Source organism: Desulfotalea psychrophila LSv54, from assembly GCF_000025945.1.
Taxonomy (GTDB): domain Bacteria; phylum Desulfobacterota; class Desulfobulbia; order Desulfobulbales; family Desulfocapsaceae; genus Desulfotalea; species Desulfotalea psychrophila.
Genome location: NC_006138.1, coordinates 2034521 through 2060471, shown reverse-complemented (window position 1 = coordinate 2060471; position 25951 = coordinate 2034521). Strand labels below are relative to the sequence as shown.

The 25951-nt window shown below is 47.8% G+C and carries 21 protein-coding genes; 4 read left to right on the top strand and 17 right to left on the bottom strand.

What is annotated here, in order from left to right; translation table 11 throughout:
• Window positions 1-17: 17 nt before the first annotated feature.
• The 11 genes from DP_RS09295 to DP_RS09240 form a co-directional block, all read right to left on the bottom strand.
• Window positions 18-1520, bottom strand: coding sequence for an aldehyde dehydrogenase family protein (locus tag DP_RS09295; RefSeq protein ID WP_011189063.1), 1503 nt, complete (start codon window positions 1518-1520; stop codon window positions 18-20).
• Between the two features lie 72 nt (window positions 1521-1592).
• Window positions 1593-2204 (bottom strand): BMC domain-containing protein, encoded by a 612-nt coding sequence (locus DP_RS18975; RefSeq protein ID WP_011189062.1) that lies wholly within the window; start codon window positions 2202-2204, stop codon window positions 1593-1595.
• A gap of 419 nt (window positions 2205-2623) precedes the next feature.
• Window positions 2624-3475, bottom strand: coding sequence for a MerR family transcriptional regulator (locus DP_RS09280; protein ID WP_011189061.1), 852 nt, complete (start codon window positions 3473-3475; stop codon window positions 2624-2626).
• A gap of 463 nt (window positions 3476-3938) precedes the next feature.
• Window positions 3939-4205 carry a hypothetical protein gene (locus DP_RS09275; RefSeq protein WP_011189060.1) on the bottom strand — a complete coding sequence of 89 codons (267 nt, stop codon included), beginning with the start codon at window positions 4203-4205 and terminating at the stop codon, window positions 3939-3941.
• The gene (locus tag DP_RS09270; RefSeq protein ID WP_011189059.1) at window positions 4202-5290 is read right to left on the bottom strand and encodes a membrane protein; all 1089 of its coding nucleotides are present in this window, start codon (window positions 5288-5290) and stop codon (window positions 4202-4204) included. Before DP_RS09270 ends, DP_RS09275 begins: the two co-directional genes overlap by 4 nt.
• Before the next feature lie 314 nt (window positions 5291-5604).
• Complete coding sequence (locus tag DP_RS09265) at window positions 5605-6753, bottom strand: beta-ketoacyl-ACP synthase III (RefSeq protein ID WP_011189058.1); 1149 nt, start codon at window positions 6751-6753, stop codon at window positions 5605-5607.
• 3 nt (window positions 6754-6756) lie between these two features.
• A complete protein-coding gene (locus DP_RS09260) occupies window positions 6757-8046 on the bottom strand; it encodes a B12-binding domain-containing radical SAM protein (protein ID WP_041277838.1) in 1290 nt (429 codons plus the stop codon).
• 182 nt (window positions 8047-8228) lie between these two features.
• Entirely contained in the window at window positions 8229-9449 is a 1221-nt protein-coding gene (locus DP_RS09255; RefSeq protein ID WP_011189056.1) for a lytic murein transglycosylase, read from the bottom strand.
• A gap of 62 nt (window positions 9450-9511) precedes the next feature.
• Window positions 9512-10201: an SIMPL domain-containing protein gene (locus DP_RS09250; protein ID WP_011189055.1), complete on the bottom strand. Its 690-nt coding sequence runs from the start codon at window positions 10199-10201 to the stop codon at window positions 9512-9514.
• A 431-nt stretch (window positions 10202-10632) separates the two neighbouring features.
• Entirely contained in the window at window positions 10633-12894 is a 2262-nt protein-coding gene (locus DP_RS09245; RefSeq protein WP_011189054.1) for a carboxyl transferase domain-containing protein, read from the bottom strand.
• A 92-nt stretch (window positions 12895-12986) separates the two neighbouring features.
• Window positions 12987-14390 (bottom strand): ATP-binding protein, encoded by a 1404-nt coding sequence (locus DP_RS09240; RefSeq protein ID WP_011189053.1) that lies wholly within the window; start codon window positions 14388-14390, stop codon window positions 12987-12989.
• A 419-nt stretch (window positions 14391-14809) separates the two neighbouring features.
• On the opposite strand from DP_RS09240, the gene DP_RS09235 reads away from it, so the two are divergent.
• From DP_RS09235 to DP_RS09220, 4 genes are all read left to right on the top strand, one after another.
• Window positions 14810-15682 carry a hemolysin family protein gene (locus tag DP_RS09235; protein WP_011189052.1) on the top strand — a complete coding sequence of 291 codons (873 nt, stop codon included), beginning with the start codon at window positions 14810-14812 and terminating at the stop codon, window positions 15680-15682.
• Between the two features lie 2 nt (window positions 15683-15684).
• Window positions 15685-17241 (top strand): apolipoprotein N-acyltransferase, encoded by a 1557-nt coding sequence (lnt, locus tag DP_RS09230; RefSeq protein WP_011189051.1) that lies wholly within the window; start codon window positions 15685-15687, stop codon window positions 17239-17241.
• A gap of 34 nt (window positions 17242-17275) precedes the next feature.
• A protein-coding gene (gene prfB, locus DP_RS09225; protein WP_193763854.1) for a peptide chain release factor 2 occupies window positions 17276-18386 on the top strand; the annotation gives its coding sequence in 2 pieces (ribosomal slippage) (window positions 17276-17359 and window positions 17361-18386; 1110 coding nt in all).
• Window positions 18386-19669 carry a (Fe-S)-binding protein gene (locus DP_RS09220; protein WP_011189049.1) on the top strand — a complete coding sequence of 428 codons (1284 nt, stop codon included), beginning with the start codon at window positions 18386-18388 and terminating at the stop codon, window positions 19667-19669. Before prfB ends, DP_RS09220 begins: the two co-directional genes overlap by 1 nt.
• Window positions 19670-19839: 170 nt before the next feature.
• Here the strand turns inward: DP_RS09220 and nqrF are convergent, their stop codons facing one another.
• From nqrF to DP_RS09190, 6 genes are read right to left on the bottom strand one after another with little or no spacing between them, the layout of a single operon-like run.
• Entirely contained in the window at window positions 19840-21060 is a 1221-nt protein-coding gene (gene nqrF, locus DP_RS09215) for an NADH:ubiquinone reductase (Na(+)-transporting) subunit F (RefSeq protein ID WP_011189048.1), read from the bottom strand.
• A gap of 20 nt (window positions 21061-21080) precedes the next feature.
• Window positions 21081-21689: an NADH:ubiquinone reductase (Na(+)-transporting) subunit E gene (gene nqrE / locus DP_RS09210; protein ID WP_011189047.1), complete on the bottom strand. Its 609-nt coding sequence runs from the start codon at window positions 21687-21689 to the stop codon at window positions 21081-21083.
• Window positions 21689-22312, bottom strand: coding sequence for an NADH:ubiquinone reductase (Na(+)-transporting) subunit D (locus DP_RS09205; protein ID WP_011189046.1), 624 nt, complete (start codon window positions 22310-22312; stop codon window positions 21689-21691). Before DP_RS09205 ends, nqrE begins: the two co-directional genes overlap by 1 nt.
• Window positions 22305-23081: a Na(+)-translocating NADH-quinone reductase subunit C gene (locus tag DP_RS09200; RefSeq protein ID WP_011189045.1), complete on the bottom strand. Its 777-nt coding sequence runs from the start codon at window positions 23079-23081 to the stop codon at window positions 22305-22307. Before DP_RS09200 ends, DP_RS09205 begins: the two co-directional genes overlap by 8 nt.
• Entirely contained in the window at window positions 23074-24273 is a 1200-nt protein-coding gene (locus DP_RS09195) for an NADH:ubiquinone reductase (Na(+)-transporting) subunit B (protein ID WP_011189044.1), read from the bottom strand. The genes DP_RS09200 and DP_RS09195 overlap by 8 nt, the downstream gene beginning before the upstream one ends.
• Before the next feature lie 39 nt (window positions 24274-24312).
• Entirely contained in the window at window positions 24313-25650 is a 1338-nt protein-coding gene (locus DP_RS09190) for a Na(+)-translocating NADH-quinone reductase subunit A (protein ID WP_011189043.1), read from the bottom strand.
• Window positions 25651-25951: the final 301 nt, after the last annotated feature.

Sequence of the window (25951 nt, the reverse complement as noted above, 5' to 3'; positions counted from 1 at the left end):
CCTCCATCTAAGGGATATCAATGAGCGGCGGGGTCATTTATGGTCTTAATCGCCTTCTTCAGGATTTGATGTATTACCTCCACCGTCACTGAATCATTACTTTCTATCGGGGTACTGCTCACATGGCGAAGGGGTTCCTCGACCATTATTGTTTTTTTTACTTCCTCCATACTTCTGACCTGATAGCCCACCTTTCTCCTATAGATAAGATTTAAGGGTGAGACATTGTCAGAGGTAACACCGTGTCCAGCGGAGGAGCTTCCCAGCATCATAGAGGGAAAGAGGTTGGTCGTTGCACCCATGCCACCAAAGGCTCCCGGGGTGTTCACCAAGAGTCTGGCCACCGGTTTTTTCAGGGCGAACTGATGAATAATCTCTTTATTGCAAGAGTGAATAACCAGAGAGTGGGCCTTTTTCTCATAGAGAAGAAGTTCTATACATTTTTCACAGGCATCCATCCAGTCCTCTTCCACATACATGGCAAGAACGGGGGCAAGAAAGGCACGATAGTAGGGATCGGCTTCGGAGACATATTTACGCTCAGCCACGAGGAGGGTCACGTCTGCAGGCACGATAAAACCGGCCCGTTGGGCAAGCCTCTGAGCCGAGATACCAACAACTCCCTTTTTATGCTTGCCGGCGGAGGTAAAAAATATCTGAACGAGCTGACTAGCCTCCTGCTCGGACATAAAATATGCCCCATTTCTCTTCATTGCCCGACGTACATCTTCTGCCACCGGAGCATCCACCACCAGAGACTGTTCTGCCGCCGGGGCAATACCATTATCAAAGGATTTGCTGGCAATGATATCTCGTGCCGCCTGTTCAATATCGGCCGAGCGTTCTATAAAGGCCGGTCCGTTTCCGGTACCACCATAGATGATGGTTTTACCTGTGCCAGCTGCGGTCTGCAGTAAGATTTCATCTCCACCAATAAGAAGAAGTGAGGTGCAGTCATGGTTCATCAACTCCAGAAGACCACTATGATCTACGGTCTGCAAATAAGCCAGACAGCCCTCGGGAAGCCCATGGGCCTGAGCCGCCTCTCTCATAATATCCAGGGTTTTGCCAATACTCTGTCGGGCTCTGGGATGGGGAGAGAAGATGATGGCATTGCCGGACTTAATGGCAATAAGTGTATTATATATAGCTGTAGAGACAGGGCTTGTCTCAGGGCAGGTGGATACAATAACCCCAATGGGGACCCCTATCTCGGTGATGGCGTTCATCGGGTCTTCACCAATAACACCAACACAGTGCATATAGCGCAGATGGCTACGGCTATAGCTACAGACAAAGCTGTTCTTGATATGCTTGTCCTGCCATTTGCCAATTTCGGTTTCTTCTTGAGACATCTGGGCAAGATCCCGAAGCTGACCTTCAACAGCCCGGGTCATACCTTCAACAATCTCATCCAGCTTTTCCTGGGAGAATGTTGCCAATTTCTTTTGGGCTTCAAAAGCATCCTCAACCAGAATTCTGGCCTCTTGAACGGAGAGTAAATCGTTGTCAACAATCATTATATTTGCCTTTATCTACACCCTGCATGCAGGTTGAGGTTTCTGCCAATATCATCTGTCAGTAACGGAGGGCTAGGGTAAAAGTTTATCCAAGGCATAGGTCCTGGTTATCAGCTCTATATCAGGGTGAGGGGTGGGGATAACAAGAGAGCTATGTACCTCTCCACCCATCCGTTCAACAGCCTGAACGCCTGCAGCAACGCCGGCCTGGCAGGCAGCGACATCACCCTCAACTAATACGGATATATATCCCGAGGCGACGTTCTCATAGCCGATAACCTCTACATTGGCAGCCTTAACCATGGCATCGATTGCTTCCAGGGCAAAAACAATGCCAAAGGTCTCAACAAAGCCCATGGATTTTGGTCGCGACCCGCTGACCGCCTCAGATCTGTCTATACCGTGAACGGCAGCAATAGCATCCACCTCCCGAACAGGGCGGGGCATAACATTTTGCGCTGTAACCTGGCCTACTTTGGCCGCAGCCTTGGCCCCCGCATCCACCGAAGCCTGAACTGCCGCAGTATCTCCCTTGACCATCACAGCCACCAGAGTAGAGCCAATATTTTCATAGGAAACCAAGGTGACATCAGCTGTTTTCAGCATAGCGTCCGCGCCACTAATGGCAGGAACCATTCCAAGAGTTTCAATTAAGCCTAAAGCCCCGTCAACGTGATACCCCATATAATCTCCATCAAGCTGTTACTTGTTTGAAAGTGGTTGCAATTGATCAAAAGAGGTGAACCTTATAATCATCTTTTTTTACACTTAACCACTATAAGGTCTCCACTGTAGGGGAATGTCAATACTGTTTTTGAAAATTATTTTGCCGGCAGAGGCCTCTATTCATTTTTGTGCCTTAGCGCAAGAGACAGGCTTCAAGCTGATTTTCCGGGGAAAATGCTCACATGACAGGAGGAAGAGAGTATCTATTCGCTGTAGAGAGTTGGAAAAAAAGAGGGAGTTCTGCCAGGGTAGCTACCGCTCTCTTAGAGCAAAAATACCTGCTCCGGAAAAAACGACCTCCCCTATAGGGGAAGCTTTGCCAGCCCGTGACGACAAGAAACTAAGATAACAACTACTCATCGAGAGCAATGCACCTCTTACTGAATAGCCTCTCTCATTCTGGTCGCCTTGATTAATATCTCAGTGATAAACTTAGAGGTGTTCCGCGTGGTCCAGTAATCTGTAACATACCGTTCATAGGAGCCTTTGCCCAGAACATAACCATTTTGCCCGGCCCATTTACATATTTTTTGATATGTCTGTTGGATCGTATCATGCGAACCTATATGGTAACAGGAAGCCATCATGCAGCCACCGAATGTTTCCCTGTTCTTCTTACTACAGGTTTTTATTGTTTTTTGCAGAATCTTAATTGCCTGTGGCCGATTTTCAATTCTATCTTGCAGGGGTGAAAAATAGATTATTACCGGCCCGGTTATCTCGTTATCCAGCTCTTCGACATAATTTGTAAAGTCAATATTGACAATGGAGGCCTTTATATCTTTTTCATAGTATTGCTCCTGACATAATAGCTCTGCGCTATCGATGTACTTAACGGAAACATCGGATATACTGTTCTCAATAACCGTCTCAGCTTCCAAAATGAGTTCATACCAGTCTTTAACGGCAATATGTTTCCGCTCAATCTTCTCCTGCTCCTCTTCAAATGATTTAATTTTATTCAAAAAGGATTTTTTTATACTCTTAAAAACGTTAGGGTCTTTGCCTTCGATAAACTCCTTCATCTCTTCCAGAGTAAACCCCATCTGCTTATAGTACTTTATTACCGGAACGGCCAACAGTGATTCACTGGTATAGTACCTGTAATTATTACAGTCATGCCTATGAGATGGAATTATGCCTATTTTGTCATAAAATCGAAGAGCCTTTTTTGACAAATTACATATCTTACTCATATCTCCTATGAAATATTTCTTTTTGTGACTCATACTCTCTTATCCCTCTTATGGATCGGTCAATATTCAAGGCTGGGCTAGCACAATAAGCAGGACAGAACAAGAGACCCATCTCTTCGTATTGTCGCCAAATAAACACTCTGACCGCTGAGAGAAGGACAACAATAAAATATCATATCCAACTCCTGTTGGAACAGATACTTTCTCGTATGTCAAGAGACGAAAAATAAATGCATAGACCTCGCCTCACCTCAAACAAATTCATAAGAGACCCTGAAACAGCCTAGCTGTTAGCTCAAAATTGGACAAATAAGGGGGGAGAATAGAGAGGATAGGTTTTACTAGGGAGAATAACTTTCTAATGCAGGGTGTTACAAACCACTCTAATCTGAGCGGTATCCTACAGAGAGAAACGGTACTGATTTTTTTCTCTGGTTCTACAGACAGAGCCAGTGAGCCTCCTGCAAGAGGAGACTCACCGACACTGAATATTCTACTAACCCTTGATATACTTGTTTATTGTTGCAGCGCCCTCTTCATGGGCCCTGTAATAAACCTTCAGCTCTTGACTAGGATCAAGCTCTAATCTAGCCTCTTCAAGAAGACCATTGGCCTCGGCTGTCATTATGGCATTGATGATTGAGCCTTTTTTGAAGGCCTTATAGTGACCGTACTGGTCCTGCAAGGCACTCATAACACAATCAGCTGATGCATCATCATTTTTGGTAAAAAATTTCAAGATGGCGTAATTTAATGGAATCATGCTGTCTCCTGATTACTTTTTTTAAACAGATCTAAGGGGTTCATTGCTATAATAAAAATACCAATAACCATAAGAATGGCCGCAGCCCAAGCTATCGGAGGCATGGACCAGCCCTCAATGCCAAAAACAATACCCAAAACAATCCAGCAACAAAAAGGACCCCAGAAAGAGAAGGTTCCGTTACAGGACATGCCAAGGGCAGCACCACACATGCCATTACCTTTATACCAGTACATAAATGTCAGGTAGGCACACAATCCGGCAATGGCAAAATAGATAATCGAACCACCATCGGTAAAAGATTGGGTCACCATGGCAAAGCTATCTACCTGAGCAATTATGCCAAAGAGGGGCACGAGAATAAATAGATTTGAAAAACCAGCGGTTACCTGGCGAATGGTAATTCCTATTTCAGGATCAATCATTGAGGTTCCATAGCCACAGATACATCCCTCTATACCCCAGAAAACTGCGGCAGCCAAACCGAAGAAGAGACCAAGAAAGAGATTATCCGGAACATTAGCACCAAGCCCTGTACTACCAATAAGGAAACTGGCGGCAAAGCAAATTGCTATTCCCAGCATAATACGCGCTGTTAATTTTTGCTTAAAAAGAAAGTGACCAATTATTGCGCCAAAGGCAGGGCAGAGGGCAGCTATGGGCACGACAATGGATCCTGCTAGCTGAAGTCCTATAACATAGGCTGTACTGGCCAGTGGCCCACCTATGATAGCAGCCGCAACCATTACCATACCCGGTTTTGTCCTTATGCAGCGGGTAAAATCACCAAAACGTCCTCTGAGTACTGCAAAAGAGACAGCCCAGAGAGCACTGCAGGTATCCGTGGTGGCGGCGCCCAGGGCACTGAGGAGATACATAACGGCAAAGGCTGATAAATTTGACTGCGAACCATACCACTCAAGCCAAATACCTTTAGACATACCAAGTGTCATAAAAGCAGTGTAAAATCCATAAAATAGGCCTGAAGCCAATGCTATGGTAATCCCTCTTCGTCTAAAACTGGAATCAAGCTGTTTTTTCGCTGCAACAGCAACAAGACTTGGTGCAGCAGATGTTTGCCCCATTTTTCTCTCCTCAACTTTTAATAGGTAAATACTGGAATATCATAGAAGTGTTTGTTTTTGCGTATAAAAACAATTTACTGATTCCTGAAGATACCTTTACCCTGTAGGGGAATGTCAATAAAAAATATTTAAACTTGTCAATATTAACTTTGATCTAAATCTTCCTCGCAAGTGGATAGATCAATGGCAAACAAGGAGAAGTTCTAAAGAAGAGAGGAGAAAAATGCAAGGAACACCCCTTGAAATGTTCTTTACAGTAAGGCAATTTTTTTATGCGCTGGAAAAGAAAACAGTCTCACCACCATTACCAACTACTAACAAGCCGTGAGAAGCATATAACACATGGAAAAGCGACCACTCTCAGGGATAAAACAGAGGATCTTTTCGCCCCGCTTGATCCTGCCCGAATGAAAGAGCTCGGCGAGAATGATATAGATAGAGGCCGATCCGGTGTTACCCTTGCTGGTGAGATTGGTAAACCAACGATCCAAAGGGATGGCAAAGCCAATTTTTTCCATTCGCTCATAAAAGGCCAAGCGAAAATAATCCGAAGAGTAGTGGGGAAGAAACCAGTCAATTTCCTCGGCCTGCAGATCATACTTCTCTATTAACCTCGGGAGGGTCCGTTCAACGGCGGTGGTAATGATCTCCTCGTTGAGCAGCTTCACATCCTGCTTAATAAGCATGGCCCCCTGACTCAAGGCATCGACGGGAGCGTGCTCTCGCCAACCGACCAGCGCACCACTCTTCCCCTTACTGGCTCCGGCATACATACAGGTCGGGAGCTCATGGGCAAAGGAGAGCAGATCAATCCACTCAATCTTCAGAGAGAGTCCCTCCGCCCTGGGCGCATTGGTCAGATAGGCGGCTCCAGCCCCATCGGAGAGCATCCAGCGCAGAAAATCTGCCTCAAAGGAGAGCACGGGCTGTTTTTCCATCTGCTCAATCTTCTCCTCACTAACCACCGAGTTACAAAGACGCGAACGCATAAAGGTCGAGGCCAGCTCAGAGCCGGTGGCCACCGCATTACTACTCTGTCCCGCCAGAACATTAAGCCAGGCATAGCGCATGGCCGTCATCCCGGAGGTGCAAATACCGGCGGCAGTCATTACCTCGCAGGCCGCATTGCCCAGTTCGCCATGGACCATGGGGGCATGACCGGGCATGAGCTGATCGGGTGATGAAGTACCGCAGCAGAGACATTCAATCTCATCGAGTTGAAAGTTGGCCGCTGGACGCAACCTCCTCACCGCCTCGGCCGTCAACTGGGTATTGCTATGAGTCGTTTCACCCGTCACAGGATCAATAGCATAATAGCGGGTCTTGATCCGGTTATTACGGAGGATGATGCGCCTTGTTCTGGAGGGCAACTGATTAACCATACCCAGGATCTCTTCCATTTGCTCGTTATCCACCGGGGCATTTGGCAGAAAAGATGCGATATCAGTAATATAAACAGACATTATTTAAACCTTTGCAGAGCGGTGTCCCTTGGCCAAGAGATCTGCATAACGTTGATAGAAGAGCTGCTCATCAAGATAGGTGGGGAGAACAGCATTCGTCAGGGTGTAATAGTCAAGATCATCCAGGATTATCTGATCCCGGACCTCTCTATGAAGAGCAGTCCCCGGCAGCGGAGTAAGCACCGTATACATGGGCAGCTCTATGGCCTGGGCCTGAACAAAGGCATCGAGACGCTCAAACTGCTCCTCCCGATAATCCGGTGAAATGATAAAGTCGCCGACAATGGTAATACCCAGATCATGCAGTATCTCAATGGCATGTTTATTGGTTGCGGCGCTGTTCTTCTTGTTCATAGCCCCCAGGGCGGAATCGTCAATCTCTTCAAAGCCGATAATCACCGCTCGCAGGCCGATTTCCCGCCACTGCCTCATCAACTGTGGGTGAAGAACAACGGTATCGGAGCGAACATCGGCAATAAACTGCTTTTTAATACCATAGTGGCCAATTGCCCGGGCCAGCTCTTCCGCATGCTTGGGTTTGCCAAAGGTATTGGCATCCACCAGGCGAATAACCGGGGTGGGCACTCTCTGAATATCACGGATAACATTTTCAATTTTGGCAGTGAAATACCTGCCACCGGTCAGGGGCCCAATACAACAAAAAGAGCAGTCAAAGGGACATCCGGCAGCAGTGGAAACAAAGCCAAGCTGAAGCCCCAGAGTCTCCAGGATATAGCTGGGACGATACTCATGAACAAGGTCATATCGGGGTGATATTGTCAAGAGATCATCTTGACTAAAAGAGCGAGGCCTGTAGACAAGTTTTTTACCCGCTTGGCTGCGGGCGACTCCATCAATCTCTACCAAGAGACCTCTCTCCAAGGCCTCAGCCAAGAGGGGAAAGGACTGAACACCGAGGCCAATAATAATCCAGTCGATCATCTCCCTGTTGAAAAATTCCGGATCAGATGAGGCATGAACACCACCAACGGTGATCAGAATACGCTCGTCACAGGCCCTTACCTGAGAGGCCAATTGCAAAACCGCCTGAGCCTCACAGGTCATGGCGGTAAAGGCAACTATATCCGGAGCAAATAGCTCAAGGGTCTCCTCCAACAGTTGGGGGACAACCTTCAGATCCAAAATGCGTACCTCATGCTTACTCAAACTGGCCGCCAGTACCTCAAGGCCCAGCGGTTCACCACGAAATATCTGCTTGAGGGAGGTGATGCCATAGCGTTCTTCGGGGATAGAACGACCACTATTAGGCGGATTAACGAGTAATATCCTCATGGGCAATGATGTCTTTTATTATTTTTAGCTATTGAAGGTATGGGTAATTATCATAAATGTCGCCCAATATACTTCTATCCGCCATATTTGTAAATCAGGATGAGTTCAACCGAGAATAATGCGATGGGGAAAAATCCCCCGAGAAAAGAGGGATTTTCCAATAGACGAGGACGATGCTCCAACTATTTTCTGGCCTTGCGTAACAGGGTCAAAATGTCTTTATTGGCAATACCGGTATCCTTCAGCCCCCGAACCTGCTGGAAGCGACGAATGGCATCCCGACTGCCACGACCAAGATTACCATCGATAGTTCCGGCATAGTACCCATGCGAGCGAAGCAGGCGTTGGCTCTCATATCTCTCCTCCAGACTAAGGGCACCGAGGGGAAGAATCCATTTCTGTTGCATACCCCTGAAACCGGCAATGCGATCGGCCAGGAGACCAACGGCCAAGGCATAGTAATCAGAGTTATTATATCTTTTTAGAACCGAAAAGTTTTTAATTACTAAAAACCCCGGATTATTTCCTCCGCCAGGAAGCTTTAGAAAAGCTCTCTCCTCTAGATGGGGAAACTGCCTATGGGCCGATCGCCTAAAACCCTTTTGACTCCACTCACCGAGTGCCATGCTCTTATCCCTGTACAACTCGCCATTCCCAGGGCTCATGACCTCATAGCCCCAGGTTCGCCCTGTCTGCCAGCCATTTTTATGGAGTAGATTAGCGGCAGAGGCCAAGGCATCGGGAACCGAATTCCAGATATCACTGCCTCCCCTCTTATCCAGGCTGACCGCATAGGCCCTGTAACTGCTGGGGATGAACTGAGTATGACCCATCGCTCCGGCCCAACTGCCAACCAGCTGTTGAGGTTGCACCTCTCCTGCCTGCACCATTTGCAAAACGGCAATAAGCTGTTTGCGAGCAAAGCGGGCCCGTCTCTTGTCCTGGTAGGCAAGGGTGGCAAGGGCTGTCGGCACATAGTGAAGTCGGCTCTTATTACTGAGGACAGCACCGTAATTAGATTCCATGGACCAGATGGCAAGCACCACAAAACGGCTCACGCCAAATTGCGTCTCTATCTTCTGCAGAGTATGACTATACTTCCTAGCCATCTTCTGGCCACGGCTAACGGCAAGGGGAGTCAGTCGCATATCCAGATAATCCCATATCTCCGTGGTAAACTCTGGCTGATATTTCGCCTTTTTGAGGACCACTGGCTCCGGGGCCGTGACCCGGGAGAAGACACTGTCAAAGGTCTGGCGGCTGATCCCTACAGGCCGTGCTTCCTGTTGATAGAAGTTCTCTACCCAGCTGGCAAAGCCCTGATCGGCATGGCTCCAGGTGGAGAGAAGCGGAGAGCAGAGCAGAATAAAGAGGGCAAGAAGGCAGGCTGAAAAACGAGGCATAGTTACCTATATGGCTAGAGGTGAAGGGCAGGAGGGCTGGTGTCCTCCTGCCCAGGGCATCCTTACCTACTGATTAAATAAAATACTACCTGAACAGATTTAGAATAAGAGAGGGTGCCGGGTTCAAAGGCACTGTCATTTACCTGCGCCGCCATACGATACATGGCAGGAGCTGCCTGCATGGGACGAGATGTGGCATTTATCGCATAAACATCGCCTACCTGTTGTGGAAGCCCCGCTACCAAGAGTTGAGCTTGAATCTTAGCATCGGCCACCGCCTTTTGCAGGGCCTCTGCCTGAATCTCTTTATCCTTGGAAGAGCTGAGTTGAGTACTGTTGATACGAACAACATTGCTCTTAAGCACAGCCTGAATAAGGGCATCGTACTTAGAGAGATCACGCAGGGTCAGAGCTACACTCCGTGAAACCTCGGTACCTGTATAGATTTGCTGATTATTTTTCCAATTATATTTGGGGGTAACCGAGAGAGCAGCAGAGTTAATATCCCCAGCCTTTATCCCCAGCCCCTTAGCGGTCTCGATCAATTTCCGTGCCCGTTTTTCAACCTCTGCTCGAGCCTGCTCAGCATCCCTGCCAACCTCTATTATCTGCAGAGACATAGAGAGAGTATCAGGAACTGCCTTCACCTCGGAGCCACCAGCAACCACGATATGCGGGGCCGCAGGGAGAGGACCTGCCTGAGCGTGGAGACTCATAAGAAAAACCATACAGACAGCCATAAGTATTCGCATTTTTTCCCTCTTTTATATTTAGACTAAAGGTAATACTAGGTCTCTGCCAAAATGAACCTCGGAGAGCTTTGACCTCCCTATTATACACATAAGAGAAAAAATTGTGAAAGAGAAGCAGGCGGGAGGAGTTTTTTTTGCCAGTGCAGGAGAGTAGGGGCTTAAAGAGTATAAACAGAAACGGTAGTAAAGGTATAACTTGTCTTAAGGCTCTCTGTTCTTTGTGGTCTCTGTGGTAAATGCTTTTGCTGTTCAGCCGTTTCTGACAGCTGTTATTCTTTCACAGCTTTCTGGACTAACATGGGTGTTTGCTAAAGGACAGGGCATTGCCGCTCCTTGCCATCCCTGGCACCGCGTCATACAAACCCATCCCTGGGTATAAAAAAAAGGCCTGACATAATCTGCCAGGCCCTTAAACGATCAACTGCCCCTAATTAACGATAGTAGAGACTTGAGCTTCCCATAGTGAGAAGAGACTTATGCAAGTTTCGGCGAAACTCTCTTCTGTCCCAGATACCCTGGATATGTCCGCGGCGCAGGGCATTGCGAGCTGAGTGGTAATCAGGTGGTATATCGATACCAGTGGTCTCTCGAATAACGCGAGGACCGGCAAAGCCCACTCGACTGGAGCGAATGGCAAATTGGTAGGGAGAACATCCCAGAAAAGATGCCACAGGCCCTGCATAGGAGTTATTGTCATAGACAACCATATAAAGGCCACCTGCATCAATATATTCACGCACAGCCATGGTACACTTTGGCATTTGAGCAACACCCAGAGTACCCTCCTGGATCCTGATGCCACCCGTAGTATGGACATAGGCAAGAAGCGGCCGCTTTTTTCGTTGAGCGATGGCACATGCCTGGGCAAACTTCTCACCTTCAGCAGAGCCGAATGTGCCACTTCTAAAATCTGAGTAGAGCATACAGACTACAATCTTAATACCGTCAACCTCAGCAAAGAAGGTCATATTACCGGCCTTCTCGCCGGTCTTCTTTTTGGCAGCATTCAAACGATCCATAAAACCCTTATAGTTCAACGGATTGCCGGAAGTGATATTGGTATTAAATTTTTTGATGGAGCCCTTATCAAAGACATTTTCCAGGTACCACTGATGTTCCATGGGAAAGTGGTGACCACATGTTTCACAGACACCGGCAAATTCACCAAAGAGATCGGGAATCCACATATCTTTACAACCATGCTTATCGGCATTAGGACAGGAGATGGTTCGATCCTGATTAGCAAGGGGACTGGTATAGGTGCCGGTCAGCTCAAGTGGATCTACCCTGGGAGCAGGCGAACTACTCTGCGAGGAAAGTTGCCTTTTGCCGATTTTTTTGCCCTTGTTACTGATGGTGTTCAAAACCGAATGGACGGGATCGATAATCTTTTTGAACATGACAGAACTTTCACCGGAGACATCGGTAATAACCTTGCGTACCTGACGTTGGTGGCTCTTAAGAATGTCATAGCGAAGCGTGTAGTAGAGCTTTTCCGCCTTGATAGCAAGCTGCTTGCCGCTTCCCTCAGCGCTATCTATCCTGCCGGTAAAACCATTTCGGGCAAGGCTCAGATATTTTTTTGAGCGTAGTTTGAGCAGACGACGAATCTCATCCCGGCTCAGATCCCAAGGTACCTGGATCTGCAGTTCTTCACTTTCTGATTTAGATTTTTTACGCATGAGCTCATAACTACGCAGGGCACTGAAGCTCTTGGTAGAGAGAACAACCTGATCCGTGGCCCGAATCATCTCCGAGCGCACCTTGGCAAAGAAGGCAAAGTCATCACGATGAGCGCCCAAAGGAGGCTCTTGGATGATGCGATCAATGGTACCATGCTCAAGATTATCCTTAGCGGTAAGACGGAGACGATCGGCACAAACCTCAATAAGCTCGCGGGGCACCTTCTTTCCCTCGCCTACCCGTCCCTCGATGGCAGCCGCGCCCTCGGGAGAGATAACAGAGTAGTAACCATGGGAGGCCATCATCCGGTAATCAGAGAGACCAATGGCCTCTGCACCACCGGAACCACCCTCGGAGATAATCGATACCATGGGCACACGGAGCTTAGCCATGGCATAAATATTTCGGGCAATCTGCTGAGCGGCACCTGGATACTCTTCAACGGGATAAGAACCAGGGGTGAAGATATAGAAATGAATGGGAATACCTTCGGTTTCCGCAACCTTCATATAACGGAGGGCCTTTTCATTTCCCTCCGGCTTACAGGAGCCACCGTTACGATACTCCTCACCGTGCCCTTTTTCCTGGCCAATGACCATAACAGAGGAGGTGTATGGCTTGTCTTTTATGCGACGAACGATGGTTGCCTTAGCGCAGACCATTGCTGGATCAATATTAGCATCCTCTTCGCCACCGAGTTCGGTATAATCCTCATAGACATTTTCTAAAATATCCTTGAGCGAAAAGCGTTGGGTGGCGCGAACAATACGCACCCGTTCCATGGGGGTGAGCTGTTCTTCCGCCCGCTCTTCAAGAAAGGAGATCGATTCGTCAAGCTTAGTTATTTCACTGGCCGTTTCTTCAGCGGTGAAATCGTAGATGCTGTTTTTAATGCTCTCACAACCGGCCTTAAATTCTTCAAGATTTCCCCAGTTGTTGAAGTCTTTTACCTGCAGAAGATAGTTGATCCTCTCTTCTATCTTATGCAATTTTTTTAACTGTTCAGTCATATATAAATATCAGCGCTCTCTTAAAGAGGGAAGCACCTGATCCTATTATTAGTAGAATTTTGTTATTACAAATACGTTTTAAGGCAATCTTCTTAGAACTTTAACAGTCTGGAAAGATTATCCCTAAGATATGGTAGGTTTGTAATAATCGGTTGGCCGCTTGAATCCTTACCCTTAATAGTTGTTTCCTTTAAAAATTGAACAGCCCGTTCCTTGGCCTCCTCCACGCTATCTCCCCAGACAAGGGCGAGAGCAAGGTTGGGATCAAAATCACTAGGAATAGGGTAGGGTCTATCGCTTGGTACATGAGTATAAACTGCCGACCAATCATACTGAGGCAGGCTAAACTCATCAATTGTGCCAATCCAGGGAGCAAAACCACGGCGGGTATCTTCAGCAACAATACGGAGCTCAATGGCGGTACCTCGAAAGACGATATCTTTCTGGCTATAACCCATCTTATCGCCCAGCCCCAGCCGGATCTGTTCCCGCAGGAGATTCGGATGCTTGTTATCCAGATAGCTGATACGAGCAGAGATATCATTTTCTACCTGAATTCTGGTATTAACCTCAAGCAGATATGGTTGCCCGGAACGACTAACAATCCACTCCCAAGTGCCCACATTATCATAAGAAACATGCTTGGCAAGGCGAATAGAGTATTCAACTATTTGCTCCAGTAACTTCTCTTCGTCAAAGTCATAGTCAAAGCATGATCTGTGAAAACCCGGTGCCGCCTCAACCCGTTTTTGTCGACCAGTGGACTGAATGGTACAGTTTCTCGAACCGAAATGAACAATCTCTTTATGCTTAGAGCAGACCAACTGTACTTCAAGGTGATTATAATCTCGCAGACACTGCTCAATCAGGACACCACCATCGCCAAACTGACGTTTGGCATAGTTTTGCAACTGACGATAGGTACGACGAAACTGTTCAATTTCCGTAACCTCTTCAATTCCCATTCCACCACCACCGGCGGCAGCTTTCACCAGAATGGATGGATTCTCAATACCCTGAGCAAGCTGATCTTGCAGGAGTTTGCTGGCTATCTCCTCAGCTTCCATTTCATTGTAGATAGGAGCAGAAGTTCCAGGGATTGTGGGAATACCCAGTTCATTTGCAACCTTTTTGGTGTTAATCTTATCACCAAGGTTCTTAATAACCTCCCAATTCGGACCGATAAAGGTCAGTGGGCGATCTCGAAGGGTTGCCCTTCTGGCAAAACGAAAATCTTCAGAGAAGAAGCCATAACCAGGATGGATTGCAGTACAACCGGTGTGATCGGCTATCGCAAAAATATCATTTGGTTCCGTGTAATTCGTGATGCGCCATGCGTTCTGTCCTGGACCCTGGGTGATATTTTGTTGCACATGTTCAGAATCTTTGTCTGCATCCGTATATACTACTACGTAGTCAAGTCCAAGGTCTTTGCAGGCGTTCATAATACGAATGGCAATTTCACCACGATTAGCTATAAGAACTTTTCCTTCCAAATTGTTCCTCGTTTGTTGTGATTATTGGCAGTTATGGGTGTAATCAAGCAAGTGTGTTCCTTACATCCTGCCTTTATTTATAGAGCTTTTTTCTCTTATGCTGAGCAGCTAAAATAATCTAAATTCAAAGAGAAGGCCGAGCATAAACAACAGTAATATAATCTTGCTTGGCTCTTTTGGCAAAGATTTTTTTTAAAGCCTTTGGCTCTAAATTTTCCTAAATAGCGGTAGCATCTGCTATTTATGTTTTATTGGCACCTGCTTAGATAAAAAAAAGAGCTTATTGATTTTCCTTTCTTTAATGATCATTCTTTGTACATTATTATAGACTATCCTGTAGAGTATCGGAGATAGTTATTCCCCAGAATGGTAACAAGTATCTTACCTCCTAAAGATTAATTCTACCAATTTAATAGCCTGTGAACGCAGAAACAAAAGCAGACCCTCCTGATGAGGGTGAACAGAAAAGCCTCCTCAAGAAATTATCCTCCTTATTTTCCTTCGGTAAACCGGGAACAAAGGAAGACCTTGAACTAGAGATCCAGGAGTTACTTGAGGAAGGCGAAGAACAGGGTCTTATCTCAAGCCTTGAAGAGAGGATGATCAACTCCATTTTTGATTTCCGGGATACCCAGGCCGCAGAGATTATGACCCCTGTTGCTGAAGTTATCTCCTTTGAAATTTCCAGCTCTGTTGAAGAAATTGTGGACGGTGTTGTTAAGCAAGGTTTTACCCGAATCCCCATCTACCGGGAAAACCCGGATAGGGTCATCGGTATTATCCATGTCAAAGATTTACTCAAACTTGCCATGAACAACTCTTCCCAGGTTGTCTCTCTTGAGGATTTTTTGCTCCCAATCTACTTCATCCCCGAAGCAAAACCCATTGTCGACCTGCTCCGTGATTTCCAAAAACGAAAGGCACATATGGCAATGGTGACCGATGAATTTGGTGCCATCCGCGGACTGATCACCATGGAAGATATTTTAGAAGAAATCGTCGGTGAAATCGACGACGAATATGACGATGAGCAGGATAAGCTTGAAGAGATTGGTGACGGAATGCTCCTCGCCCATGCCCGCATTGACATAGAAAAAATAGAAAGGCACTTTGGGGTAACGCTTCCCGAGGGTCTGCATGAATCCCTGGGAGGCCTCCTTATCCACCTCCTCGGTCGCCTGGGTGCTGTGGGCGATATCGTTGAGTCCTCGGGACTGCGTTTTGAAATAACAAATGCCACAAACCGTCATATACTTCAGGTACATATCACCGATATGAGAGCCAAGAGCTAATAATGAATATCTGTCGACGATCCCTGCCCTACCTCCTCTCCCTACTTACAGGCATCTCCCTCTCCCTGGCAATGCCAGGCAGTGGTGGCTTCTGGCCCCTGCTTCCTCTTGCCCTGATACCTCTGTTTTTTGCCCTACAAGGAACAGGAGCTAAACAGGCAGGTGCCTGCGCCCTTCTGGCAGGATCTGTTCACTATATGTGGCAGCTCTACTGGATTGTCATCGTTCTCAAACAGTACGGCGGGCTGCCCCTTTATCTTGCCCTGCCAGCCCTGGCCATGCTTGCCCTCTATATGAGCATATACCTGCTTACCTTTGTCCTGGTGGGCCGGACCTTCCTGACAGGCAGAGCCGGGCTCTGGCTCCTGCCCGCACTCTGGGTGGGAATTGATTGGCTACGAGCATATCTCTTCACCGGTTTTCCCTGGATGGATCTGGGCTACGGGCTTGCCCTTACCCCCTCCCTGCTCCAATTTGCCGATCTCTTTGGCCACCATGGCCTGACCTTTGTCATTATCATGCTGAACGTCTCTTTTTACCAGCTTATCTCGTTTTTCCTAAGAGGTGGGAGAATTAAAAGAAGACCAATAAGCCTCCTTACCCCGTGGCTTATTATCCTTGCCCTAACTGCCTATTCACAGCTACGGCAAAAACAGATAAGCTTGGAAATGGCTGAGGCCAAGACCATAACGGTGGCCATTGTCCAGGGCAATATTGAACAGAACCTCAAGTGGTCTGTCAATCAGACAGGCCAGACTGTGGAAAAATATCTGGGCCTGACCGAGGGGCTCTTCAGGCAAAACAGACCGGAGATGGTTGTCTGGCCAGAGACCGCTCTCCCCTTCTACCCGGAAAAGTCTATCTACACCCAGTCCCTGCAGGATTCCGTTAGTCGCTATGACTATGCTCTCCTTACTGGCGCCCCCTGGTTCCGGATTGTCGATCAAAAAGCACGCGATATAGACTATTATAACAGTGCACAACTACTCTCCCGGAAAGGATTCTCAGGATCCTACTACAAGAGTCACCTGGTTCCCTTTGGAGAGTATGTCCCTTTTCGAAAATACCTGCCATTTCTGGAACCGCTTGTGGTCTCCGTGGGAGATTTCACTCCGGGTCGAGTAGAGAAGACCCTGGATTGGCAGAATGCCCGTTCCGGGGTGCTTATCTGTTTTGAGTCTGTCTTTGCCGACATCTCCAGAAAATGGGTTGACTCCGGTGCTAATGTTCTGGTGAATTTGACCAATGATGCCTGGTATGGTAGATCGAGTGCCCCATATCATAGTTTGGCAATGACAGCTATGCGGGCAGTTGAGACAAGACGCAGTATAGTCCGCTCTGCAAATACGGGATTTTCGGCATTCATCAGCCCCTTGGGAACGCTGGTACAGGTCTCACCACTCTTTAGTTCCTGGGTGGGGGTGGAAGAGATCCCTCTCCTGGAAAAACGAACGTTTTTTGTTTGTTGGGGCTATCTTTTTGCGCCATTATGTTTATTGATAGTGGGCGGCTATCTTCTCCTCTACAGAAGGAAAAGTTGCCAGCTCAAACGATTATGATCAAGTTGTTAGAATTATAAAGAGGTGGAAGGATATGGCTATTGATGATGGAGCAGCGGTCTCTAAACAAAAAATCACTGAACTGAGGGCCAGACTGCAGGCCTTGAAGGAGCATCTTTGACTTAGCTCATCTTATAGAAAAACTAGAAGAGCTGGAACGTCAGACCCTTGCCCCCAATTTTTGGAATGATGCTGCCACTGCCCAAAAGATACAAAAAGAGCATGGCCAGATTCAGGATAAAGTTAAAGGCTGGCAGAATAAGTGGGACGACCTCGAAGAGAGTGAAATGCTTCTTGAGATGGCCGCCGAAGAGGGTGACCAGGAAATTGAGCAGGAAATTGCGCTGAAGCTAGGGAGCTTTGCCAACGCCCTGGCCGCCATCGAGCTGGAGTGCATGTTCATCGGTGAACATGACAGCTGCAACGCCATTATTTCTATCCACGCAGGTGCCGGTGGAACCGAGGCCCAGGATTGGACTGATATTCTCCTACGTATGTATCTGCGCTGGGCGGAACGCCATAAATTTAAGACCGAGATCCTTGATTTACTCCCCGGTGATGAGGCAGGTACCAAGAGTATTACCATTCTGATCAAGGGGCAATGGGCCTATGGTTATCTGCGTTCAGAGCTTGGCATCCATCGCCTGGTACGGATCTCTCCCTTTGACACCAGTGGCAGACGCCACACCTCCTTTGCCTCGGTGATGGTCATGCCAGAACTCGATAATACGGTTGATGTTGATATCGACGAAAAAGATCTGCGGGTAGATACCTATCGTGCCAGTGGCGCAGGTGGTCAGCATGTAAATAAGACCGACTCGGCAATTCGTTTAACCCATCTGCCGACCGGCGTTGTTGTCCAGTGCCAAAATGAAAGGTCTCAACATCGCAATAAAGAGATGGCAATGAAGATGCTTATTGCCCAGATATATCAGCTCGAAAAGCAAAAAAAAGCAGATCAGCAGGAAGGACTGCACGGCGAGAAGAAGGGCATCTCCTGGGGAAGCCAGATTCGTTCCTATGTACTGCAACCATATCGTCTAATTAAGGATCATCGTACAGATTTTGAGGCAGGTAATGTCGATGCTGTACTTGACGGCGGTCTCGATGGCTTTATCAAGGCCTTCCTACTCTGGGGAAAATAATGAAAAAAGGGCAGACAAAAAAAGGGCCGGAAAAAGAGTGCGCCCGCTGTGGTGCCTGCACAGTGGTCTGCCCTGTTTACAGGGCAAGTGGTGGCAAAGAATTTTACTCTTCCCGCGGCCGACAACACCTGCAAAAAATAGGGGAAGATGCCTCGGGCGCCGACGTTAAAGATATATTCTCCAAATGCCTGCTCTGTGGTGCTTGCTCGCAGGTATGCCCTCGGGGAATCGACACCCTTGCCCATGTCCGGCAGGTACGTAGTGAAATCACTGTAATACCGGGTGGCTACAAAAAATACTTGGCAGGCAAAGCGCTTGAACGCCCTCAAATGCTTGTCCACCTACGCAAGATTGCTCTGCACCTTGACAGATTACTAGCCAAAGGACTACCTGCCGAGAGTGGCCTACGCCTGCGTCTGGCCATGTTAAGTGAAGATCATCTGACAGACAGTAAAGAGTCGGAGGCGACAGCCCCCTGCCCGTTGCCTACAGACCCTGATCTCCAGCCACTGCTTTACTTTCCCGGTTGTGCTACCAGCTATATCACCCCTGCCCTGCTGGAGAAACACCGTCGTTTCTTTGCCACCCTAGGCTACAGTCTTCAGGTGCCGACAGGACTTTCCTGCTGTGGGCTCAGTGCCTTTTCTGCTGGAGATCTGGCCGGGGCAAGAAGGCTTGCAGAAAAAAACATTATCGCCTTAGAAAAAACAGAGGGACCGATTCTGGTCAGCTGCGCCTCCTGCTTCTTCCAACTGCACTCCCTGGAAAATGTTTTCGCAGATGAGAAGGCATGGCAGGAACGGGCCAAACGGATCAGCGGACGCTGTGTCGAGCTGACTGAATTTTTGCAGACCTTGAAAAAGGACGAGAAAAAGAGCGAAGAGAAGGCAGTAAACGAACAAAAGAATCTACGGGTATTTTACCACGACCCCTGTCATTTCCGCAACGAGCTGAATATCGTCGATGAACCTCGTAAGCTACTCAAAGAATGTAGCGGAATAGAGCTGGTGGAACTGGCAGATGGCCCCCAGTGCTGTGGCATGGGAGGCCTGTTTTCCCTTGCGGCGATGAAAATATCCACTGCTATCCGTGACGATCTGAGAGATAAGGTCCTGGCCCTTAACCCTGATATCATCACCACCACCTGCTCCGGCTGCCTGATGCAGTGGCGCAGTGCCGTTGCCTCGGCGGGTTCAACGATTAAGGTAGTACACTTAACGGAAATATTGGCCAAGCATCGTCATTTCCAGCAGGGCAAGAAAAGGGCGGGTAGCTCCACCTAAAGCTCCTTGCACGACTTTTTCCGGTCTGAACAATGATTGCCCCCCGCCCCACCACAGAGACAGCTGAGCTTGCTCTTTTCCTGGCGGCGCTTAGAAAAATTAACTAAGCCCGCCGCTAGGAGAAAGAGACAAAATGTAATGAGCAGTAAAAGCAAAAATGTCCCCATCATCTACCCTCCAAAATCATCAAAGTGAATATTTGTCCGCTCAACACCCAGATTATCAAGCATCTCCTGTACTGACCTGTTCATTACTGGCGGACCACAGAGATAGTAGTTGATATCCTCAGGGGCAGGATGATCCTTGAGATAATTCTCATATAAGATGAGATGGATATACCCGACCTCCCCAGTCCAGTTGTCCTCCTCTTGCGGATCAGAAAGCCCCAAATGATATGTGAAATTATCATATTCATTGGCAAGGGCGTTCAACTCTGTCTGATAAAACACCTCCTGCAGACTCCGACCACCATACCAAAAAGAGACCTTACGCCCAGTATGCTTGCCCTGAAAGAGATCAAAGACATGGCTGCGCAGTGGAGCCATTCCTGCACCTCCACCGATGAGAAGCACCTCAGAATCACTATCGTCCATAAAAAAATCGCCAAAGGGGCCACTGATGGTTACCTCATCCCCCTCCTGAAGATTAAATATATATGAGGATGACTTACCCGGAGGCGCGGCCACCTCACCGGGAGGGGGCGTGGCAATTCGGACGTTGAGCTTGATGATCCCCTTTTCCCCAGGATAGTTGGCCATGGAATAGGCCCGGGTGACAGGAGTTGCGACCAGAGACTTATACTGAAACATCTTAAACTTTGTCCAATCCGACAGAAAACGCTCATCAATATCAAAATCTTTATAGGCAAGGCTATGGGCAGGAATTTCAATCTGAATATAGCCACCGGCCTTAAAGTCAACACTCTCACCCTCTGGAAGCTGAAGGACCATTTCTTTAATAAAGGTGGCCACATTTCTGTTCGATGCCACCCTACAGCGCCACTTTTTCGCCTCAAGCATTTCAGGCGGGACAAGGATCCGCATGGACCTCTTAACAGGCACCTGACAGGAGAGACGCATACCCCGATTGGCATCTCGGTTATTGATCAGCGAACGCTCGGTAAGAAAAATACTACCTCCGCCCTCGGTTACAATGCACCGGCACTGGCCACAGCTTCCTGCCCCACCACAGGCCGAGGAGAGGATAATACCATTGTCGGCAAGGCTGGTCAGGAGCTTACCGCCAGCCGGAACGCGACACTCCTTAGTCTCGTTAATGGTTATTTGCACCTCACCACTTGGCAAAAGTGTTTTTTTAGCCAGGACAATGAGTGCGACCAGGATGAATTGAATGGCAACGAAGCAGAGGATGGCAAAATAGACTTCATTCATAAGCAGACACCTTTCAGCTATTATATTTCCATACCGGCAAAGCCCATAAAGGCGATGGCAATGAGCCCTGTAGTAATAAAGGTCAAGCCCAGCCCCTTCAGACCAGCAGGAGGATTGGCATATTCAAGACGTTCCCGAATGCCGGCAAGACAGACCACGGCCAGAAAAAAACCTCCCCCGGCCCCGACACCATAGGCCGCACTCTCGGCAAAAGTATAGTTTCTCTCCACCATAAAGAGGCTTGCTCCCAAAATTGCACAGTTGACGGTGAGCAAGGGCAGAAAAATACCAAGACTGTTGTAAAGGGCGGGGATAAAACGGTCCAGGACCATTTCCAGTACCTGCACCACGGCGGCAATAATAGAGATATAGGTGAGCAAACCAAGAAAGCGCAGGTCAAGATCGGGCTGACCAAGCCATGCCAGGGCCCCCGGCTTGAGAACATGGGTAAGCAGGAGATTGTTAATGGGCACGGTTATAATCTGCAGAACCAAGACGGCAAAGCCCAGCCCCATGGCTGTCTTCACCTGCTTAGAGATGGCAAGAAAGGTACACATACCCAGAAAAAAACTAAGAGGCAGGTTCTCTATGAATATAGCGCGGACGATAATATCAAGATAGTGGGCCATTACTCTTTCTCCTGTTGGCTGGGATCAATGGTTCTAAACAACCAGATCAGCAGGGCAATAAGAAAAAAGGCACTGGCCGGTAGCACCAATAAACCATTTCTCTGATACCAGCCACCGTCGGTGGTGAGTGGTAAGACAGTGATCCCGAAGAGGCTACCCGAGCCAAGGAGCTCACGAAAAAATGCCACGGACATGAGAATAAATCCATAACCAAGCCCATTACCAATACCATCGACAAAACTTGCTATAGGGGGATTATGCATGGCATAGCCCTCGGCCCGGCCCATAACAATACAGTTGGTAATAATCAGACCCACATAGATGGAGAGCTGTTTGGAGAGATCATAGTAAAATGCCTTAAGAAACTGATCCACCAGAATAACCAGGGTGGCGATAACGGTTATCTGGATGCCAATACGGACGCTATTGGGAATTTGAAAACGGACCAGACTTATGATAAGACTGGAAAAAGCCACCACCAGAGTAACACAAACAGCCATGACAAGAGCCGTCGTCATCTGCCCGGTGACGGCAAGGGCCGAACAGACCCCCAGAACCAGAAGGGCGATAGGATTACGCTTAAAAATGGAGCGTAGTAGCAGTTCTCTATTAGTATCAGCCATTATATTTCTCCCTCTCCAATCGGCTCAAATAGGGTTTGAAGCCATCATTGCCAAACCAAAAGAGCATAAGATCACTGACACCCCGGGCAGTAAATGTCGCCCCGGAAAGTCCGTCTACCCGATAGGCAATATTTTTACCCTGAGCCCTGCCCTTGGCAATGCGAAAGACCGTAGCCCCCTCTTGGTCATAGATTTTTTTCCCCTGCCATTTTGCCAACCAACGTGGATTGGTTATCTCACCACCAAGGCCGGGAGTCTCCCCGTGCTGGTAAAATGAGACCCCGGTAATGGTATTAAGATCAGAACTGATTGCCACATAGGCAAACATGGTTGACCACAGCCCCTTACCCCGTACGGGCAGGATGATCTGACTGAGTACCCCCTCTTTTTTCACCAGATAAACCAGGGAAATGTTTTCCTGTCTATTCAATCTGGCAATATCCTCATCAGAAGGCAGGAGCCTGCTTGTCCTCTCATTGCTTCTGGCCTCATCCTGATTGTACTCCTCCGGGGTCATAACATCGCTGGCAATATAGGCCCCTGTTTTCAAGTCGACAAGACGGGGAGTGACTGCCGTAAACATTTGGTCAACGGACTTGGTTTTATCGTATATGCCGGCTGCATAGAGAACGTTTTTTTGCTGATCATTTTTTTTATTCTCCTCCTGCAGGGGACGCAGGCCAACGGCTGCCGCAGCCACCAGGGCCGAACAGACAAAGGCAAGAATCAAGGCTGAATAAAAGGGTTTTGCCACTCGAATATCAAACATGGCGTAGCTTCCTCCTCTTTATGTTGGCCTCTATGACAAAGTAATCAAAGAGTGGGGCAAAGACATTACCGAGAAGAATGGCAAACATGACCCCTTCCGGATATGCGGGATTCTGGACCCGAATAAGGATGACCAAAAAGCCGACAAAGAGACCGTAGAGCCACTGCCCCACCTGCGTATGGGCAGCCGACACAGGATCCGTTGCCATAAAAACCAGACCAAAGGCAAAACCGCCAAATACCAGATGATAGTATGGTGGGATACCATAAATTGGCCTGTCGCCACTCAAGAAGAACCAAAAAAAGCTGGAGCAAATAAGAGCGCCAAGGGTCATGGAGAGCATAATTCGCCAGGAGGCTATCCGGGTCAGCAGAAGAATGGCAGCACCAATGAGACAGGCCAAGGCAGATGTTTCGCCAATACAGCCGGGGATCATGCCATAAAAGGCGTCCTGCCAACTGATGGCAAGGGATGAGAAATCTCCAGTGCTGGAGGCAATTTGAGAAAGAGGAGTAGCGCTACTGACACTGTCAACGGCTGTCCAGACCTTGTCACTGGTGATCTGCCCTGGGTAGGCAAAAAAGAGAAATGCCCGGGCTGCCAGGGCGGGATTCATAAAATTGCGTCCCACTCCTCCAAAGGCCTCCTTAACAAAAACCACCCCAAAGCTAATGCCAACGGCCACCTGCCAGAGTGGAATATTTGGAGGAAGAATAAGGGCAAAGAGGAGACTGGTGACCAAAAATGCCTCGGAAAATTCATGACCGCGAATCAAATTAAAGAGCCCCTCCCAAAAGGAGCCTACAATAAGGGTAACAAGATAAATGGGCAGGAAATAGAGGGCGCCATGGATAAAGTTTGAAAAAAAACTGCGGGGATCAATACCGACCTGAGCCATGATTTGGCTTCGCCAACCACCTAACTCGGCACCCGGCTGTAGATGGATAATAATATTTGCCTGATAACCTGTGTTCCAAATACCCATCAGGGTACAGGGAATGAGGGCAATAATGACAATCGTCATTATCCTTTTAAAATCTATGGCATCTCGCACGTGAGGAGCAGTTTTTGTCGTAAGATTGCTACCAAAGAGGAAGGTATCGAAGGCATCATAGAGTGGATACCAACGGCCTTTGCCCCCTTCCGTAAAAAGGTGCTCGATCTTTCTTAACAAGGTATTTAAGACGCTCATCTCTTCCTCTATCTCAGTTATATGATTTATCCTAAGTCCTTAATCGCCCTGTTCTATGCTAGCCAATACGCCACGAAGAACACTAGCAAATTCGTTTTTTCCCGGGCAAACAAAGCTACAGAGCGCTAGATCTTCTTCTATCAGTTCCAGACAACCGAGATCCTTTGCCTTACTGGTATTATGATTTGATATGGCCTGCAAAAATGGGGTCGCCAGGATATCAAGAGGCATGACCTGCTCATGGCTGCCCAGAGGATAAATTGCCCGAAAACCTCCATAGAGTGCTGTCTTCATTGAAAACGTCTTGCCCTTAGAGAAGAGGGAGGCGAAAATGGGCCGAGCGGAAAATTTATCTCTACCCGGCATTGCCCAATTAAAAGGTGATCTGTCCGCACTCTCCTCGAGCATACATATTTGATTGTGGTAACGGCCTAAAAAGTGTTCTTCATCTGTTACCTGTCGGCCCGCAAGGACAGAGCCGGAGATGGTTCGCACCCCGGCCCCTGACCCCTCATCACGGCAGAGTTGATGAATATCGGCCCCTATATGGGTGCGCAGAAGAGAGGGCTGACGAGCTGACGGACCGGTAATGGCAATGATCCTCTCTGTCATCAGGCGGCCCGTACGAAAGAGATAACCAATGGAAATAACATCCTGATAGGATATATTCCAGACGGTCTTATCTTCGCTGGCGGAGTCAAGAAAATGAATATGAGTCGAGGCAAGTCCTGCCGGATGAGGCCCCAGAAAACAGTTGTAATCAAGCCCCTCCAGTTCCTCGGCGGGGAGCAACGCCTCCTGATTGGTACAGTAATATATGGGACAGGAGAAATATGCCCGAAGCTGCCTGAGTCCCTCACTATACTCATCGCTGTATTCAGCGATAATGCTCTGGGGCAAGGGAGCCAGAGGTGCACTATCACTTGCCGTAATAAAAAGTGAATGGGGGCTTGTCTCTATGCCGGGAATCTTGCCATAGGGCCGGGTCCGAAAGCATGTCCACAGTCCAGACTGAATAAGAATATCACCAATACTTTCAGACGTATAAACATCTTCAGGGTGAAGAAATGTACAGGCAAGATCCTTGGCGAGATCAATCACCAGAGAGAGAAATTTACGTTTCCCCCCCCTGTTAATTGCGCTGATCGTGCCTGCTGCCGGGGCGGTGAAGCGAATACCGGGCGTTTGCTTATCGGTAAAGAGAAGTTGACCGCAGATAACCTTATCACCAACCTCAACCTTCATAGTTGGCCTCAGGCCAACATAATCATCGGCAATCAAAGCTATTTTATCTACAACTTTTCCCTGCCGTATTTGCGGCCCAGCAACACCTTTAATGGGAATATTAAGACCTTTTTTTATACAAAAGGTTTTCATAAAAAATGTACCAAGGTGAAAGGTTGGTTTGCTCCATCCTCCCTATCTATTGCGGATGGTCAAATCCTGAAAAATGCATTCTACTGTAAGCTAAGGGTAGCAAAAAAATTAACCGCTATTCAACTGAATTTAAAAATATATATTTTTCCCCTACCCCATTTTCCCATCTTTTGGGGGAAGAGAACAGGGCTTACCAGACCTACTCTTAGTCTATGAAGATAAATAGGCCTCAGCAAAAAAACATGGAACAATAGAACCTTTTTACTGTAAGGTCTTCTGTATTGTATGGTGGATATTATTT

Bases quoted from the DNA above. Each gene is read 5' to 3' on its own strand.
- DP_RS09295 (WP_011189063.1), bottom strand. From the start codon at position 1,520: ATGATTGTTGACAACGATTTACTCTCCGTTCAAGAGGCCAGAATTCTG.
- DP_RS18975 (WP_011189062.1), bottom strand. From the start codon at position 2,204: ATGGGGTATCACGTTGACGGGGCTTTAGGCTTAATTGAAACTCTTGGA.
- DP_RS09280 (WP_011189061.1), bottom strand. From the start codon at position 3,475: ATGAGTCACAAAAAGAAATATTTCATAGGAGATATGAGTAAGATATGT.
- DP_RS09275 (WP_011189060.1), bottom strand. From the start codon at position 4,205: ATGATTCCATTAAATTACGCCATCTTGAAATTTTTTACCAAAAATGAT.
- DP_RS09270 (WP_011189059.1), bottom strand. From the start codon at position 5,290: ATGGGGCAAACATCTGCTGCACCAAGTCTTGTTGCTGTTGCAGCGAAA.
- DP_RS09265 (WP_011189058.1), bottom strand. From the start codon at position 6,753: ATGTCTGTTTATATTACTGATATCGCATCTTTTCTGCCAAATGCCCCG.
- DP_RS09260 (WP_041277838.1), bottom strand. From the start codon at position 8,046: ATGAGGATATTACTCGTTAATCCGCCTAATAGTGGTCGTTCTATCCCC.
- DP_RS09255 (WP_011189056.1), bottom strand. From the start codon at position 9,449: ATGCCTCGTTTTTCAGCCTGCCTTCTTGCCCTCTTTATTCTGCTCTGC.
- DP_RS09250 (WP_011189055.1), bottom strand. From the start codon at position 10,201: ATGCGAATACTTATGGCTGTCTGTATGGTTTTTCTTATGAGTCTCCAC.
- DP_RS09245 (WP_011189054.1), bottom strand. From the start codon at position 12,894: ATGACTGAACAGTTAAAAAAATTGCATAAGATAGAAGAGAGGATCAAC.
- lnt (WP_011189051.1), top strand. From the start codon at position 15,685: ATGAATATCTGTCGACGATCCCTGCCCTACCTCCTCTCCCTACTTACA.
- DP_RS09220 (WP_011189049.1), top strand. From the start codon at position 18,386: ATGAAAAAAGGGCAGACAAAAAAAGGGCCGGAAAAAGAGTGCGCCCGC.
- nqrF (WP_011189048.1), bottom strand. From the start codon at position 21,060: ATGAATGAAGTCTATTTTGCCATCCTCTGCTTCGTTGCCATTCAATTC.
- nqrE (WP_011189047.1), bottom strand. From the start codon at position 21,689: ATGGCCCACTATCTTGATATTATCGTCCGCGCTATATTCATAGAGAAC.
- DP_RS09205 (WP_011189046.1), bottom strand. From the start codon at position 22,312: ATGGCTGATACTAATAGAGAACTGCTACTACGCTCCATTTTTAAGCGT.
- DP_RS09200 (WP_011189045.1), bottom strand. From the start codon at position 23,081: ATGTTTGATATTCGAGTGGCAAAACCCTTTTATTCAGCCTTGATTCTT.
- DP_RS09195 (WP_011189044.1), bottom strand. From the start codon at position 24,273: ATGAGCGTCTTAAATACCTTGTTAAGAAAGATCGAGCACCTTTTTACG.
- DP_RS09190 (WP_011189043.1), bottom strand. From the start codon at position 25,650: ATGAAAACCTTTTGTATAAAAAAAGGTCTTAATATTCCCATTAAAGGT.